Origin of the sequence: Costertonia aggregata (genome assembly GCF_013402795.1) — a bacterium.
Taxonomy (GTDB): domain Bacteria; phylum Bacteroidota; class Bacteroidia; order Flavobacteriales; family Flavobacteriaceae; genus Costertonia; species Costertonia aggregata.
Genome location: NZ_CP058595.1, coordinates 1,549,546 through 1,564,575 on the forward strand (window position 1 = coordinate 1,549,546; position 15,030 = coordinate 1,564,575).

Sequence of the window (15,030 nt, forward strand, 5' to 3'; positions counted from 1 at the left end):
TAGGATTTTATTGCCTCGCCACCGAAGCTTTATATCGTTTGGTTAGGGCCAATACCCACGAATTTGGCCACAAGCGTTTTGGCTTCTTTGAGCGCTATATCCAAATCGTAATTTTTGATGACGGTGTCAAACTGGGGTGCCGTAGCCAATTCAACCGATGCCTTGGCAATTCGCATATTAATTTTATCATCGCTTTCGGTACTTCGCTTTTTAAGGCGGATCTTGAGCTCGTCAACACTCGGTGGTTTTACGAAGACCGCCAAGGTTTCATTGGGGAATTTTTTCTTTATACGCAGGCCACCGGCCACGTCAATATCAAATATCACGTTTTTACCTTCGGCCCATAAGCGCTCAACTTCACTTTTTAAAGTGCCATAAAAATTGTCTCGATACACTTCTTCCCATTCCAAAAAATCATCGTTTTTGATATGCTTTTTAAACTCGGAAACAGACATGAAATAATAATGTTCCCCGTTCTTTTCTTTCCCGCGGCGTGGCCTTGACGTTGCAGATACCGAAAATGCCAAATTAAGCTCCGGTTGCTCCAATAAATACCTAACTATGGTGGTTTTACCACTCCCCGAGGGTGCCGAAAATATAATTAGTTTACCTCCTTTCATATACAAAATACAAATTTAAGCTTAACGATTAGGACGGTGAGCACTACAATACATTAAGCATTTGTTCCTTGATTTTTTCAAGTTCGTCCTTCATTTGAACCACCAATTTTTGCATGGGTGCATAATTGGCCTTAGAGCCTATGGTATTGATTTCACGACCGATTTCCTGAGAAATGAAACCTAACTTTTTTCCGTTGGAATCATCAGATTTTAATGTGCTTGAAAAATAGTTCAAGTGGTTTTTCAACCTTACTTTTTCTTCGGTAATATCGTACTTTTCCAGATAGTAGATAAGCTCTTGCTCAAAACGGTTTTCGTCTACTTCCGCTTTAATGTCATCTATCGCTTTTTGGAGCCGTTCCCTAACATCAGCCTGCCGATCTGGATCTATCGCAACGACTTTTTCCAAAAGTGTGTCCAATTTTGCTATACGCTCCAAAAAATCATTTTCGAGCACGCTGCCCTCCTCCGACCGAAAAAGGTTGATCTCAACAAGGGCGTTTTGTAAGGCTTCTTGTATGGCCTTGTACTCTTGTGGGTCAACATCTTCACGTTCGGTTCTTAGGGCATCCGGCATACGCAAAGCCATTTCCAAAAGCCTCATATCATCCCCTGCGGCGATAGCTCCCAACTGTTTCATATACTGTTTGACTACAGGCTCGTTAACATGTGAGGATGTCTCGTCGCCGGTGGTCTCCACATATAATCCAAAATCAATCTTGCCCCGTACCAAAGAGCTTGCGATTATCTTACGCAGCTCCAGTTCTTTTTCTCGGTAAGAAGATGGCATACGGGCGTTTAAATCCAAGCTTTTACTGTTTAGGGATTTTAGCTCTACGGTGATTTTTTTATTGGGAAGTTGTATTGCATGTTTCCCGAAACCGGTCATGGATTTGATCATGGAATGGAATTAAATTTGTCGCAAAGATAACCAAATTAGAGGCTTTACTTTTTGGGCTTTCCGTTTTTATCAAATCGTTTGTTGAGCAAAGTTTCACATTTGTACATGCCGATGCCCAGACCCAATAGAAGAATAAAAATGGATGCCATCACTACGGTGCCCGAATCAAAGATAAAATATAGGAGAGTACTCGAAAACAACGTGACCAAACCTATGTAATATATCATTTTTGAACCTATGGCATTGGCATAGTCCCAAATGTGTTGGTTGGCCATACTTCTTCTGGTGCGATAACCATATATATGGTTTATTTCCTTGGGCGGATATTTCATATAAAGCCAGCCCAAAATAGTAAATAACAGCCCATTGAAAATGGCCAGAAAAAACTGGAACAAGTCCATTTTTACAACTCCCTGACCCAAATATTCCTGTAGCTTACCCGGCTGTTATCCTTGTGGTCCTGTAATTGGATCGGTGCCTTGCCATGGGCTTCATATTTTGGCCATCCTATGTATTTTATTATCCCTTCGATTTCAAAATGGTTTTGAATGAGTACGCCGTTATGCAATACCGTAACGTATGCCGGGCTTACCAACTCTTCATTTTCAAATTCAGGGGCCTCAAAGATAATGTCATATGTGTTCCATTCACCTGTTGGGGCGGATGCCATAGCTAAGGGAATTCCTTGTTTGTAGACCGAGCCAACTTGCCCGTTGGTGTAGGTAGGATTGTCATTATTGTCCAAGACCTGAATTTCATAGCGTTGTTGGATAAAAATACCGCTATTTGCCCGGGCTTGTCCTTTATTCAATACTTCTGCGGGGGATTTCCATTCTACATGCAGTTGTATGCTGCCAAAATTTCTTTTGGTCTGTATGTCTCCCGCTTTGTCCTTTACGGTCATACTCCCGTCATCATTTAAATGCCATTGCGCCGCCGTGCTATCAACAGCGCTTATCCATTCGTCTAAATCAGTACCGTCAAAAAGTACAATGGCGTCAGTGGGTATTCCCTTGTCGTTTACAGTCACTTTCGGCGGTACCGGCTTGTAGACTTCTGTTGCTTCCGGAGTGGTTGGCTCCTCTCCTTGATACTTTTGATCGGTGTTGACTTCTTTGATTTGGTTTTCTTGGGGAATATTTTTTTTAGGGCTTTCTTGACAACCCAACAAAATACTTATCAATGTCAAACAAAAAACATACTGTTTCATATTATAATGCTTTAATCTTAATGTTTCTGTAGGATACGACATCCCCATGGTCTTGAAGGCCAATTTTCCCGGTCTTGTAGTCGGCAAAACCATCCCATCCCTTAAATTTTGATTTTTCCAACATAGCCTTCAATTCATCTCCACCAACGGGAAAGGTGGCTATTTCAACTCCGTTGAGCACGGAACTTCCTGTATTGGTCTCATGATTTACCGTTATGACAGCTGTATTCCATTCCCCTGCTGGTTTGGTCACGTCCTTTGCGGGTTCTACCAAATCATATAATGCACCGGCCTGTCTATTTCGCCCATTTTTCGCATCAGGATGCTTTGTATTGTCCAACACCTGTATTTCCAAACCTGTCTGATAGGGCTCCACGTATTTTTCATCCTCACTTATGCCCCAAAAAATACCGCTATTTCCTCCCTCTGCAATTTTCCATTCCAACGAGAGCACAAAACTGGTAAATGAATCCTTGGTGACAATGTTGAAGGTTTTATAGCCTTCGCCGTTTTCATCCTTCCTTTCTTCCGGTAGCGGTGGGTCAAATACCAGTGCATTGTTCTTTATTGACCAATGCGAGGGCTGCCCTCCTTTAAAAGCCTGCCAATTATCCATAGAAGTACCATCAAAAAGAACGGTCCATTCATTTTCATGACTTACTTCCTCACTTTCAGAAACTGTTTCAGCAACATCAAGATCGCTCTTTTGCACTTTTTCCTTGCAACTTAATAGTACAAGTCCAACTAGCATTAAAAATATTCCTTTTTTCATGTCATTATGTTTGATATGGTAATATAGTACTTCAACTATATTCAGCGGTTTTTTTTCTCCGAACAACATAGAACAAGCTATTGAAGCCTAAATTCCCAATATTTTCTTTAGCGTTGTTTTATCGATTTCCGCACCGGCGAAATCATCAAAGGTTTTTTGGGTAGCTTCGATAATATGGTCTTGTATAAAGATTGCCCCTTCTCTGGCTCCTTGTTCGGGGCTTTTTATACAGCATTCCCATTCCATCACCGCCCAAACATCACAACCGTACTGTGTTAATTTGGAAAAAATGGTCTTGAAGTCTATTTGACCGTCTCCCAGTGAGCGATACCTTCCCGCCCTGTCTCCCCAGTCGTTATAACCGCCGAAAGCTCCTTTTTTACCTGTTGGGTTAAATTCCGAATCCTTCACATGAAAAGACTTTATAAACTCATGGTAATGATCTATGTACGTAATGTAATCTAACTGTTGCAGCACAAAATGGCTTGGGTCGTAAAGGATGTTAACGCGTTTGTGGTTGCCCGTGCCCTCTAAAAACCGCTCAAAGGTGTCCCCATCGTGAAGATCTTCGCCCGGATGTATTTCATAGCATACATCAACCCCTTGCTCGTCAAAATGGTCCAAGATGGGCAGCCAACGTTTGGCCAGCTCCTCAAACCCCATTTCGACCAGGCCGGCAGGTCGTTGCGGCCATGGGTGCCATGTATGCCACAATAACGCTCCCGAAAAAGTAGCATGGGCGGTTATGCCCAAACGTCTGCTGGCCGTAGCCGCTTTTTTTACCGTTTCAATAGCCCATTGTGTACGCGCCTTTGGGTTGTTCTTGACATTATCCGGGGCAAAATTATCGAACATTAAATCATATGCGGGGTTTACCGCAACCAGTTGCCCTTGTAAATGTGTGGAAAGCTCTGTTATCTCAAGTCCGTACGAATTTACTTTTCCCTTTAGTTCATCACAGTAGGTTTGGCTCTCGGCAGCCTTGTCCAAATCAATCAGAAAATTTTCCCAAGTCGGAATTTGAATTCCTTTATATCCCAAACCTGATGCCCATTTGCACATCCCCTCCAAAGAATTGAAGGGAGCTTTGTCATCTACGAATTGCGCTAAAAAAACCGCGGGTCCTTTAATTGTCTTCATAAGTGTTTCTAAATCTGTTTATTGAAAATAGATATGTTCAAATACTAAGAATTATATCCTATATTTAAAGAGAAATACTTTCATTGAATTTATTGCTAGTGAAGCTATAAATATAGGAAATACCAGTAGAAAAAGATAAAAATCGATAATGAATACAGAAGAACAGTATGATGCCATTGTTGTAGGAACGGGAATCAGTGGCGGTTGGGCCGCCAAAGAACTTTGTGAAAACGGGTTAAAGACCTTGGTCTTGGAAAGGGGCCGCATGGTAGAGCACATAAAGGATTATCCTACCATGAACGATGACCCTTGGGATTATGAACTAAAAGGTGAACTGTCTTCCGAAGATAAAAAAAAGTATCACATACAGAAAAGATTGGGGTGGGCCCCGAAAGAAGATGTAAAGCACTTTTTCGTCAACGATTTGGACCACCCATACGTAGAGACCAAACGTTTTGATTGGATACGCGGCTATCAAGTGGGCGGGCGATCGTTGACCTGGGGCCGGCAAAGCTATCGTTGGAGCGACATTGATTTTGAGGCCAACAAAAAAGAGGGTATAGGTATAGATTGGCCCGTTCGGTATGCCGACATCGCACCTTGGTACGATAAAGTAGAGGAATATATCGGGGTAAGCGGTCAAAACTTAGGTCTAAAACAGCTTCCCGATGGTAAATTTCTTCCTCCGATGGAGTTGAACTGTGTAGAACAAGGGCTTCAAAAATCTATTGCAGATAATTTTGATGATGGGCGTTTGTTGACCATAGGCAGGGCTGCACACATTACCGATAAAGATGCACAAATCGAGGGACGCGGCGTTTGCCAAAATAGAAATAGATGTTGGAGAGGTTGCCCTTTCGGGGGCTATTTTAGCAGTAATTCTTCAACATTGCCTGCCGCTGAACGTACCGGGAACATGACGCTCCGGCCAAATTCCATCGTATACGAAGTAATTTATGACGACAAGACCAAGAGAGCTGTTGGTGTTCAAGTAATCGATGCAGAAACCCACGAAAAAATAGAATTTAAAGCCAAGGTAATTTTCCTTTGCGCCTCTGCGATGGCTTCCGTAGGAATTCTAATGCAATCCAAATCAGAACGTTTTCCCAACGGACTAGGCAACGATTCAGATGCTTTGGGTCGTGGCATAATGGATCACCATTATAAATTGGGTGCAACAGCTAAAGTCGAGGGGTATCTTGATAATTATTATAAAGGACGGCGGGCGAACGGGTTTTATATTCCACGTTTCGTAAATCTGGACGAAAAAACAAGACGAAAAAACTACCTCCGCGGTTTTGGGTATCAAGGTGGCGCAAGCAGAGGGGATTGGTCGCAATCGATTGCGGAAATGGGATACGGAAAGAATTTGAAAAAGGAAATTCTTAAACCTGGACAGTGGCAAATAGGAGTAACTGGTTTTGGGGAGTTTTTACCCTACGACGACAACAGGGTTACGCTAAGTGAAACCAAAAAAGACACATGGGGATTACCGCAATTGGATTTTGATGTTGAGTTCAAGGAGAACGAATATAATATGCGAGAGGATATCAAAAAACAGATTGTGGCCATGTTCAAAGCCGCAGGTTTTAAGGACGTGACCTCCTACGATGAGGCTTCGGGACCTGGACTGGGCATACACGAGATGGGAGGGGCAAGAATGGGGAGCAGTCCTAAAACATCCATAGTGAACAAGAACAACCAGGTGCATTTAGTGCCCAACGTCTACGTAACCGACGGTGCTTTCATGAGCTCGTCTAGCTGCGTAAACCCATCGCTCACCTATATGGCTTTTACCGCTAGAGCGGCAAATCATGCCGCACAACAATTTAAGGCCGGTAAATTTTCTTAACATTACAATAGTTGTTACATTTATGTGTTTTGAACGTTCCTTATCAAAACAAAGGGATTATTAGGATAACTTGTTTATATAGATTCAATGGAGAATGCTTCGGCCAGGAATATGTGGGGAGACTATTTGGATGCCCATTTAGAGGATGCTTTTAAAGAAGCGCCCAAAGTGATACATTTTTGTGATAACGAAAAAGATGCCGATGAATGTGCTGCACTTGTAAAGGCAGGCATTAAAAAGGCAACATCACCTTCTTTATTGGGATTGCAGTACCGCAACGAACCATTGCCAAAAATCGGTGAATTTATGGTCGTTACCAATTGGGAAGGCAAAGCACAATGTATTGTAAGGACCACTGCGGTAAGCTTAAAGCCTTTCTTTGCGATAGAGGCTGCATATGCCCAAATCGAGGGAGAAGGAGATAAATCCCTTCCGTACTGGAAAAAAGTTCACTGGGACTATTACGAACGGGAACTGGCACCTTTTGACCGCGTTCCGAGGGAAAGCATGATTATCGTTTGCCAGGAGTTCGAAAAGGTTTTTCCGGAATAGCGTTACACTAAAGATCGATTAAGAAGAGCCGAACTAGTTCGGCTCTTCTTAATGACATATTTTGACGAATAGTACGCTATTCCAATGCTACCCAAACATTTCCTTTTTTATGGGACGCAACGGTAGCTTCGATAAAATTCATCCCACGCACGCCATCTTGCATGGTCGGGAATTCTCCGTCATTATACTTTTCTCCCCTGATGGCACGTGCTGCACCCAAATAAATATTGGCCATGGAATCAAAGATGCCTTCCGGATGGCCTGGGGGCAACTTTGTACCGTCCAAAGACAATTCAGAATTATACTCGTGACCGGGCTTATATATCTTAGTGGGTTCCGTGTCGCTCATCATGTATAAAAAGTTGGGGCGTTCCTGCTCCCAACGAAAGGCCGCTTTTTCACCATAAATGGCAATGGCCAATCCGTTCTCCTCTCCCGTTGCGACTTGACTTCCCCGAATCACACCTTTTACATGGTCTCCCATGCGAATAAGGACCGTACCGTCCACATCCATCTTATTGTCTTCATAGATATAGTTGAAGTCACATAAAAGTGATTTCACTTTTAAGCCCGTGGTATACTCTACCATATTAAAAGCATGAACGCCAATATCACCCATACAAGAACTTATTCCAGCTTTTTCAGGGTCCAATCGCCAAACCGATGAGCGTTTTTCCTGATCGTGTATTATGGTATTGATCCACCCTTGATAATATCTGGCGTCTATTTTATGTATTTTCCCCAATGCCCCCGCCTTAATCATTTCGCGCATTTGCCGTACCATAGGGTAACCGGTATAGGTATGTGTCAAGGCAAAAACAGTTCCCGCCTTTTTGTGGGCCTCCCGTAAAATTTTAGCTTCTTCGAGAGTGGTGGTCATCGGTTTTTCGCAAATGACATGAAAACCGTTGTCCAACAGCTTTTTGGCCATGGGAAAATGAAGAAAATTAGGGGTTAATACTGAACATACTTCAATACGTTCGTCTTTGGGAAGTTTCATTTCCTCTTCGATAAGCGTATCAAAATCTTTGTAAATTCTGTTTAAGGGAATATCTATTTCTTTTGCAAAAGACATACTTGCTTCAAAATCCGGATTAAAGACCGCTCCGGTTATTTGGTAGTTGTCATTAATATGTGAAGCTACCCTATGCAAAACCCCGATCAATGAATCGCCTCCGCCACCTAATATTCCTAGTCTTATTTTTTTTGCCATAAGTAAAATCTATCTATTTAAAATTATACTTCTTCTATTATTGTTGAATTTCTTTTTTTCATGTAAAGGTACAGTCCTGTAAAGGCCAATATCAAAATTGCTGGTAGTATTGACATTGTTCTCAACGCTTCGCCTGCATCTGCATTATCCATAAGCATTCCCATAAGCGGTAAAACTATGGATACCGACAACATGCCCGCTCCGCCCATTATTGAAAGTCCCAACGCCCCGGTTTGGGGTAAATATTCCGCCACAAAACCCAACATGGTGGGCCAAAAAAAAGTGACTCCCACAGCAAATACGGCAGCAGCAGCAAACGTCATACCGCCACTTGTAATCGTCAGTAGCCATAACCCGATGAATGTGAAAATTGCAGAAAACAATAACATTCCCGCAGGTTGCAACTTATGGATGACCTGTCCCGCAAAAGCCCTTCCCAAAGCCATTATACCGTTGATAAAGGCCAGTACGAGCAACGGGCTTTCAACCGATGTTTTTAAAAGTGACTCAATACGTTGTGTTGTACCCAGTTCTGATGCCGCCGTGAGCAACATACATATGACCATGAATATGAAAAGCGGGTTGGCCAAACTTGCATACATATTTTTTGTGCTTATCCCCATTTGTACCCGCTCCGTAACCGGGAACTTTTGTCCTAAGAACAATATAGCATAAACAATCAGAGGTATAAATAAAGTGCCTACCATAATTTGCCAGCTCAATCCCATAATGTCCATAACGAGCCAGCCCACTAGAGCTCCTATCACTATACCGCCAGGAAACCAGACATGAAACCGATTCAACATTTTGGTCTTGTTCTTGGTATACATTGAAGCAATCATCGGATTCAAGGCGGCCTCTACCATACCATTACCGATGCCTACAAATAAAGTGGCAATAAATAAAGACGACATATCCTTTGCCATTATAGTCCAGACAATACCTATTGCATGCATGATAAAAGCTAACCAAGTAATCTTTTTAATTCCAAGAGAATCTACCAATGGTCCCCCGATTATCATCGCCAAGGTAAAACCCCAAAAGGCGGGCGTAAAGGCATATCCTATCTGTTCTAAAGTAAGCCCTACGCCTTCGGGTCCAAAAACTGTTTCCAATCGTGCCCTGATAGCAAACGTCATAGCCGTTACTATAAGTGCCATACAGGAGGCCAAAAACAATCTGTTTTTATTGATACTTTCCATTTTGTTATGTGTTATGTTAGTTGATTTTTAAACATCGTAAGATAAATAATCCAATATACTCTAGGTCACATTTTCGCTGAACGGCAGCCCCGGTTAATTCAACTACCTTTTGTAATGAATATAATCTGTTTTTAAAGGTTCAAGGTCATTTGCCCTAAAATTCATGGCAATTTGCCCTCTATGGTGGGCGGAGTGGTTTATAATATGAAACAACATATCTTGAATGGTGTTCGTGAACAACCTACCTTCGGTATTTTCATAATCGATACGCTTTTCAAAATCATCGGTATGGGTTATGATATCAAAGGAATTTCTTTGATTTTCATAATGAATATCGTCCCAATCGTTACTTTCATGTATTTGAAACACCCCATACTCAGATGTTTTGCCCACTATACGCATATTCCATATATGATGGGCATTTAGAATATGACTAAAAAGTACATTGCTTTTTTCCGGAATGTTTTTCATGATATTGAACTCTTCGATATACTTTTTATTACAATAAAAATTATAGTCAAAAAGCTGATTAAGAAAGGCTTTCATAAAAAAATCAGTTTGGTTTGGTGCTAATTTAGCTTTTTCGCAGCTGTCACCAATAATTCTTTGGTTGCCAATATGCCTTCTTTTTCGCCCATTTCATCACCTTCGTACTCAACACCTATAAAACCCGTGTAACCTGCATTTTTAACTATTTGCAACATTTTTACGTAATCTATTTTTGTCTCATCGCCATTGGTGTCAAAATTGTACGCCTTTGCACTTACCGCCTTTGCAAAGGGCATCAACTCTTTTACTCCCTTGTAAATATCATACTCTTCAGCGCAAGGCCCATCATAATACGAGCCGTTTTCCCTTTTGACACAAAAATTACCAAAGTCTGGCAACGTTCCGCAATTTTCCATATCGACTTCGGTCATAACTTTGCTCAACAAAGCGGCATTGGACGATAGCCCACCATGATTCTCCACGATAACGTTGATGTTTTTGTTTTTGGCGTATGTGGAAAGTTGGGTCAATCCGTCTACAGAACTTTTTACCCACTCTTCCTCCGTTTTATCTCCGGATAGATTTACACGAATGGAGTGGCACCCCATAGCGGCAGCGGCATCAACCCATTTATAGTGATTTTCTATGGCTTTTTTTCTTTCCGATACGTTTGATGTCGCCAGATCACCCTCCCCATCGATCATAATCAAAAGGTTCTCCATACCGTGCTTTTTTGCTTCGGCGTTACATTTCTCCACGAAAATGCCCATAGCCTCTTGGGAATAGCCTTCTTTTTCCAATTCGGGCCGGTATAATTGACTCACATATTCCAATCCCGTAAAACCCCATTCCTTAGCTTTTTCGGCAAAAGTGTAAGGATCTACTCCTTCTTCGCGTATCATTCTGTTGATTGACCATTGGGCCAAAGAGAGTTCAAAAAAGGGTTCGGTAACATCAGTAGCGGTGTTTTCCACTACCGCGTTTTCTTCAGTTTTTTTTACTTCTTTACATGCATAAATTCCTAATACTGATAACACTAGGATAAACACTGTGCTTTTTTTAAAAAAACGCTTTCTTTTCATTTATTCGTATGGTTTAGGGTCTTGTTTTGAATATAACCAATTATCTACAACGTTATAGTAAGATTATCGCAATAACTATAACGACTAAAAGTAGAGAATTAATTTTATATTTAATAAATTTAGGGAATAAACAATTCTGTACATGAGTAAATTTTATTACAACGAGGAGCAAGAATCGTATGATGCCATTGTCGTAGGGACCGGTATAAGCGGTGGATGGGCTGCCAAGGAACTTTGTGAAAACGGTTTAAAGACCTTGGTCTTGGAGCGTGGTAGAATGGTAAAACATATTGAAGACTATGAGACCGCCAATATGGATCCGTGGGATTTCCCCAATGCGGGACAGCCCACAAGGGAAGATATTGCCAAACAGGAAAAACAAAATAGAACGGGGTATACCACGAATGCCGCAAGTAAAATGTGGTTCGTGAACGATTTGGAGCACCCATATAATGAAAAGAAACGATTTGATTGGATGCGCGGTTACCACGTTGGAGGGCGCTCCCTGCAATGGGGCCGTCACAGTTACCGTTGGAGCGATATAGATTTTACGGCAAATGCAAAGGAAGGTATCGCTATTGATTGGCCCGTTCGCTATAAGGATATCGCCCCATGGTACGAAAAAGTAGAGACCTACATTGGTGTGAGCGGTGAAGCTCTTAACCTTCCGCAACTACCGGACAGTAATTTTTTACCCATGATGGAGCTGAACTGTGTTGAACAGGACTTTAGGGAAAAAGTTGCAGAAAATTTTGATGGTCGCGTTGTAACCGCAGGACGGGTCGCCCACATTACCGGAACCAAGAATTTTGATGGTAGAAGTAAATGCCAATATAGAAATAGATGTATCAGAGGTTGCCCGTTTGGGGCTTACTTTAGTAGTTTATCCTCTACCTTGCCAGCAGCAGAAGCTACCGGAAACATGACTTTACGCCCAGACTCCATTGTACACGAGGTAATGTACGATCCTGATACCAAAAAAGCGACTGGGGTAAAGGTGATAGACCGTGTTACCAAGGAAACGTTTGAATTTAAGGCAAAAGTCATTTTTCTTTGTGCGTCGGCCATTGCATCAACATCTATCCTAATGCAATCCAAATCTGATCGTTTTCCCGATGGTATGGGCAACGACTCCGACCAGTTGGGCCGCAATATTATGGATCACCAGCTTCAGGTCGGGGCTTCGGGAAAGTTTGATGGCTTTGATGATAAGTATTACAAAGGAAGAAAACCCAATGGCATCTATATCCCCAGGTTTAGAAACTTGGGCGGCAAATCCGATAGAGATGACTATAAGCGTGGATTTGGATACCAAGGTGGTGCATCTAGAGGTAACTGGGAAGATACTGTTGCCGAACTGTCCCATGGAAAAGATTTAAAAGATGCCGTTCTAAAACCTGGCGGGTGGACTTTTGGTATGATGGGCTTTGGAGAGGTACTACCACATCAAGACAACAGGTTTACATTGGATTACGACAAAAAAGACCAATGGGGACTACCCACGGTAACCTTTGATGCCGAACTTCAGGAAAATGAACTGAACATGAGAAAGGATATGCAGGAAGCAGCCGTGGAAATGTTGGAAAAAGCCGGGCTACGTGATGTCCAGGGTTACGATAACCCAAGTGCTCTGGGACTTGGCATACATGAAATGGGCACGGCACGTATGGGAAGCAACAGAAAAACATCAGTAGTGGATAGAAACAATGCATTACACGATGTCTCCAACGTTTATGTTACAGATGGTTCATTTATGACCTCGGCCAGTTGTGTAAACCCCTCTTTAACCTATATGGCCTTTTCAGCAAGGGCCGCTAACCATGCCGCACAACAACTTAAAAAAGGAAATATATAATGGATAGAAGAAAAGCATTAAAAAATATGGGGCTCGCTTTGGGTTATACCGTGGCCACCCCAACTTTGATCAGTATAGTACAGGGCTGTAAAAATGAGAAAATCATTGAATGGACCCCTGATTTTTTCACAAAGGAGCAAGGCAATGTGCTCACCACCTTGGTAGATATCATTCTACCGAAAACCGATACGCCTGCCGCATCGGAGGTAAATGTGCATGTGTTTATAGATCGTTTTATAGATCAAGTTGTCGAAAAAGAACAGCAGGACTTTATAAAAATGACGATGGCCAAGTTTGTCGATAAGGCCCTAAAAGATTCCGGTAAAGAAAAAATCGCTGATTTAAATGCCGAGGATTTAGAACCTGTACTTGCATCCGCATTGAAATACACCAAAGAAGAGGAAATCAAGAACTTCGATATGATCAGGGGCTACAATGAAGCCGTGGAGCAGGGCAGTGAAGCTGCTTTGGACGATTCTATATCGCGCTTCGCTTTCGCCAATAACCTGAGGGGCATGACAGTTTGGGGCTACAAAACCTCAGAATACGTGGGAGAAGAAGTGTTGGCGTATCTTCCTGTTCCCGGAGAATATATTGGCTGTGGGGATTTACAAGAATTGACAGGTGGCAAGGCATGGTCTTTATAATTAAAACTTATCAATATTTAATAATCGGTACTTATTGATTATTATAAAATGAAGAGAAGAAATTTCATAAAAACTTCGGCCCTTACCAGTGGATCACTTGCACTCGGTGGGGCCTTTTCTTATTCCAAAACTGCCAGACCTGTAAAAGCACATACGTTCAATTTAAAATATGCCCCACATTTGGGCATGTTCAAGCATCTTGCCGGGAAAGACCCTATTGACCAATTGCATTTTATGGCGGATCAAGGCTTTACCGCTTTTGAGGATAACAATATGCGTGAACGTGATATTGCCTTACAAGATAAAATGGCAAAAGCGATGCAAGATGTAGGCATTACCATGGGTGTATTCGTGGCCCACAAAATCTATTGGAAAGAGCCTAACCTTGCTTCTGGCAATATTTCCAAAAGGGAAGAATTCTTGGGCTATATAAAAACATCCATAGAGGTTGCCAAACGTGTAAACGCCAAATGGATGACCGTTGTACCGGGTCATTTAGACCTAAAACAAAACATGGGCTACCAAACCGCAAATGTGGTGGAAACGCTCAAACAGGCTTCTGCCCTATTGGAACCCCATGATTTGACCATGGTTCTTGAACCTTTGAATTTTAGGGATCACCCCGGGTTATTTTTAACAAAATCTCCCCAAGCCTATGCTGTTTGCAAAGCTGTGGATTCCCCCTCCTGTAAAATTCTTTTTGATATTTATCATCAGCAAATACAAGAAGGTAACCTTATTCCCAATATAGAGGCTTCATGGGATGAAATAGCTTATATCCAAATTGGGGACAACCCCGGAAGAAAAGAACCTACTACAGGGGAGATAAACTACAACAATGTGTTTAAATTTATTCATAGTAAAGGTTTTGATGGTGTTTTAGGGATGGAACACGGCAACTCTAAACCGGACAAAGCTGGTGAGCAGGCCGTGATAGATGCCTATAAAAAAGTGGATGATTTTCTGCAATAACACGTTAGTTGGTATATTTTAATCCTCAAAATACACATGATATAATACGTATTGAAACCAATCGATTTGCAGAAAAGTGTATTTCATCGGTTTTTTTAGCACTTTTTCGATGAAATGCAGCTTTTCAATGTAAGATACTGACTACATTTTACGTTATTTGTAACATGACCCCCGATTTCTACGTACTTTTTGCTTATGCTATGTTGTTGTTAGTTTCCAAAATAGTCTACAGACACTATTTCAAAAACTAATACGCACTATTGCCACACAGTGATGGTTTTCATGCACTAGTGCATGAAAATATTGACAAAAATTTGTCTTGACCATTATCTAAAAGTTATGTTTGAGTAATCTTTTTGTGTAGTTCGTCCGTATATTATTACAGAACCCCGATAAAAATACCGAGATGGATAATTATATTATTTTTTTGATTGTATACGGAACGTTACTTTTATCCTCTTATGCCATTACAAAAACATATCTGAAAAAGTAGTTTCTCCTTAGTTCAAGAACCAAACCATCT

At 41.6% G+C, this 15,030-nt stretch carries 15 protein-coding genes; 5 read left to right on the top strand and 10 right to left on the bottom strand.

All coding sequences use genetic code 11. From position 1 onward, the window contains the following. Positions 1-29 precede the first annotated feature (29 nt). From gmk to HYG79_RS07160, 6 genes are all read right to left on the bottom strand, one after another. Positions 30-620, bottom strand: a complete 591-nt coding sequence (gene gmk / locus HYG79_RS07135) for a guanylate kinase (protein WP_179241422.1) — start codon at positions 618-620, stop codon at positions 30-32. A 43-nt stretch (positions 621-663) separates the two neighbouring features. Next, positions 664-1,521 carry a YicC/YloC family endoribonuclease gene (locus tag HYG79_RS07140; protein ID WP_179241423.1) on the bottom strand — a complete coding sequence of 286 codons (858 nt, stop codon included), beginning with the start codon at positions 1,519-1,521 and terminating at the stop codon, positions 664-666. Between the two features lie 44 nt (positions 1,522-1,565). Continuing rightward, entirely contained in the window at positions 1,566-1,922 is a 357-nt protein-coding gene (locus HYG79_RS07145; protein ID WP_179241424.1) for an SdpI family protein, read from the bottom strand. Between the two features lie 2 nt (positions 1,923-1,924). Then, entirely contained in the window at positions 1,925-2,731 is an 807-nt protein-coding gene (locus tag HYG79_RS07150) for a 3-keto-disaccharide hydrolase (protein WP_179241425.1), read from the bottom strand. Between the two features lies 1 nt (position 2,732). After that, the gene (locus HYG79_RS07155) at positions 2,733-3,503 is read right to left on the bottom strand and encodes a 3-keto-disaccharide hydrolase (RefSeq protein ID WP_179241426.1); all 771 of its coding nucleotides are present in this window, start codon (positions 3,501-3,503) and stop codon (positions 2,733-2,735) included. Positions 3,504-3,590: 87 nt separating this feature from the next. Then, the gene (locus HYG79_RS07160; RefSeq protein WP_179241427.1) at positions 3,591-4,643 is read right to left on the bottom strand and encodes a sugar phosphate isomerase/epimerase family protein; all 1,053 of its coding nucleotides are present in this window, start codon (positions 4,641-4,643) and stop codon (positions 3,591-3,593) included. Between the two features lie 148 nt (positions 4,644-4,791). Between HYG79_RS07160 and HYG79_RS07165 the strand changes: the two genes are divergently transcribed. Next, a complete protein-coding gene (locus tag HYG79_RS07165; RefSeq protein ID WP_179241428.1) occupies positions 4,792-6,495 on the top strand; it encodes a GMC oxidoreductase in 1,704 nt (567 codons plus the stop codon). A gap of 87 nt (positions 6,496-6,582) precedes the next feature. Next, complete coding sequence (locus tag HYG79_RS07170; RefSeq protein ID WP_179241429.1) at positions 6,583-7,047, top strand: ASCH domain-containing protein; 465 nt, start codon at positions 6,583-6,585, stop codon at positions 7,045-7,047. 76 nt (positions 7,048-7,123) lie between these two features. Here HYG79_RS07170 and HYG79_RS07175 read toward each other — a convergent pair whose 3' ends face one another. The 4 genes from HYG79_RS07175 to HYG79_RS07190 form a co-directional block, all read right to left on the bottom strand. Further along, positions 7,124-8,260, bottom strand: a complete 1,137-nt coding sequence (locus HYG79_RS07175) for a Gfo/Idh/MocA family protein (protein ID WP_179241430.1) — start codon at positions 8,258-8,260, stop codon at positions 7,124-7,126. A gap of 23 nt (positions 8,261-8,283) precedes the next feature. After that, positions 8,284-9,462 (bottom strand): MFS transporter, encoded by a 1,179-nt coding sequence (locus HYG79_RS07180; RefSeq protein ID WP_179241431.1) that lies wholly within the window; start codon positions 9,460-9,462, stop codon positions 8,284-8,286. 102 nt (positions 9,463-9,564) lie between these two features. Beyond that, positions 9,565-10,008 (bottom strand): DinB family protein, encoded by a 444-nt coding sequence (locus tag HYG79_RS07185; protein ID WP_179241432.1) that lies wholly within the window; start codon positions 10,006-10,008, stop codon positions 9,565-9,567. Between the two features lie 23 nt (positions 10,009-10,031). Continuing rightward, a complete protein-coding gene (locus HYG79_RS07190; RefSeq protein ID WP_179241433.1) occupies positions 10,032-11,033 on the bottom strand; it encodes a sugar phosphate isomerase/epimerase family protein in 1,002 nt (333 codons plus the stop codon). Between the two features lie 142 nt (positions 11,034-11,175). Between HYG79_RS07190 and HYG79_RS07195 the strand changes: the two genes are divergently transcribed. The 3 genes from HYG79_RS07195 to HYG79_RS07205 are packed head-to-tail and all read left to right on the top strand — an operon-like array spanning position 11,176 to position 14,507. After that, positions 11,176-12,888: a GMC oxidoreductase gene (locus HYG79_RS07195; RefSeq protein WP_179241434.1), complete on the top strand. Its 1,713-nt coding sequence runs from the start codon at positions 11,176-11,178 to the stop codon at positions 12,886-12,888. Next, positions 12,888-13,535 carry a gluconate 2-dehydrogenase subunit 3 family protein gene (locus HYG79_RS07200; protein WP_179241435.1) on the top strand — a complete coding sequence of 216 codons (648 nt, stop codon included), beginning with the start codon at positions 12,888-12,890 and terminating at the stop codon, positions 13,533-13,535. Before HYG79_RS07195 ends, HYG79_RS07200 begins: the two co-directional genes overlap by 1 nt. A 48-nt stretch (positions 13,536-13,583) precedes the next feature. Beyond that, a complete protein-coding gene (locus tag HYG79_RS07205; protein ID WP_179241436.1) occupies positions 13,584-14,507 on the top strand; it encodes a TIM barrel protein in 924 nt (307 codons plus the stop codon). Positions 14,508-15,030: the final 523 nt, after the last annotated feature.

Excerpts from the sequence above, each read along its gene's own strand:
- gmk (WP_179241422.1), bottom strand. The coding sequence starts at position 620 with ATGAAAGGAGGTAAACTAATTATATTTTCGGCACCCTCGGGGAGTGGT.
- HYG79_RS07140 (WP_179241423.1), bottom strand. The coding sequence starts at position 1,521 with ATGATCAAATCCATGACCGGTTTCGGGAAACATGCAATACAACTTCCC.
- HYG79_RS07145 (WP_179241424.1), bottom strand. The coding sequence starts at position 1,922 with ATGGACTTGTTCCAGTTTTTTCTGGCCATTTTCAATGGGCTGTTATTT.
- HYG79_RS07150 (WP_179241425.1), bottom strand. The coding sequence starts at position 2,731 with ATGAAACAGTATGTTTTTTGTTTGACATTGATAAGTATTTTGTTGGGT.
- HYG79_RS07155 (WP_179241426.1), bottom strand. The coding sequence starts at position 3,503 with ATGAAAAAAGGAATATTTTTAATGCTAGTTGGACTTGTACTATTAAGT.
- HYG79_RS07160 (WP_179241427.1), bottom strand. The coding sequence starts at position 4,643 with ATGAAGACAATTAAAGGACCCGCGGTTTTTTTAGCGCAATTCGTAGAT.
- HYG79_RS07165 (WP_179241428.1), top strand. The coding sequence starts at position 4,792 with ATGAATACAGAAGAACAGTATGATGCCATTGTTGTAGGAACGGGAATC.
- HYG79_RS07170 (WP_179241429.1), top strand. The coding sequence starts at position 6,583 with ATGGAGAATGCTTCGGCCAGGAATATGTGGGGAGACTATTTGGATGCC.
- HYG79_RS07175 (WP_179241430.1), bottom strand. The coding sequence starts at position 8,260 with ATGGCAAAAAAAATAAGACTAGGAATATTAGGTGGCGGAGGCGATTCA.
- HYG79_RS07180 (WP_179241431.1), bottom strand. The coding sequence starts at position 9,462 with ATGGAAAGTATCAATAAAAACAGATTGTTTTTGGCCTCCTGTATGGCA.
- HYG79_RS07185 (WP_179241432.1), bottom strand. The coding sequence starts at position 10,008 with ATGAAAGCCTTTCTTAATCAGCTTTTTGACTATAATTTTTATTGTAAT.
- HYG79_RS07190 (WP_179241433.1), bottom strand. The coding sequence starts at position 11,033 with ATGAAAAGAAAGCGTTTTTTTAAAAAAAGCACAGTGTTTATCCTAGTG.
- HYG79_RS07195 (WP_179241434.1), top strand. The coding sequence starts at position 11,176 with ATGAGTAAATTTTATTACAACGAGGAGCAAGAATCGTATGATGCCATT.
- HYG79_RS07200 (WP_179241435.1), top strand. The coding sequence starts at position 12,888 with ATGGATAGAAGAAAAGCATTAAAAAATATGGGGCTCGCTTTGGGTTAT.
- HYG79_RS07205 (WP_179241436.1), top strand. The coding sequence starts at position 13,584 with ATGAAGAGAAGAAATTTCATAAAAACTTCGGCCCTTACCAGTGGATCA.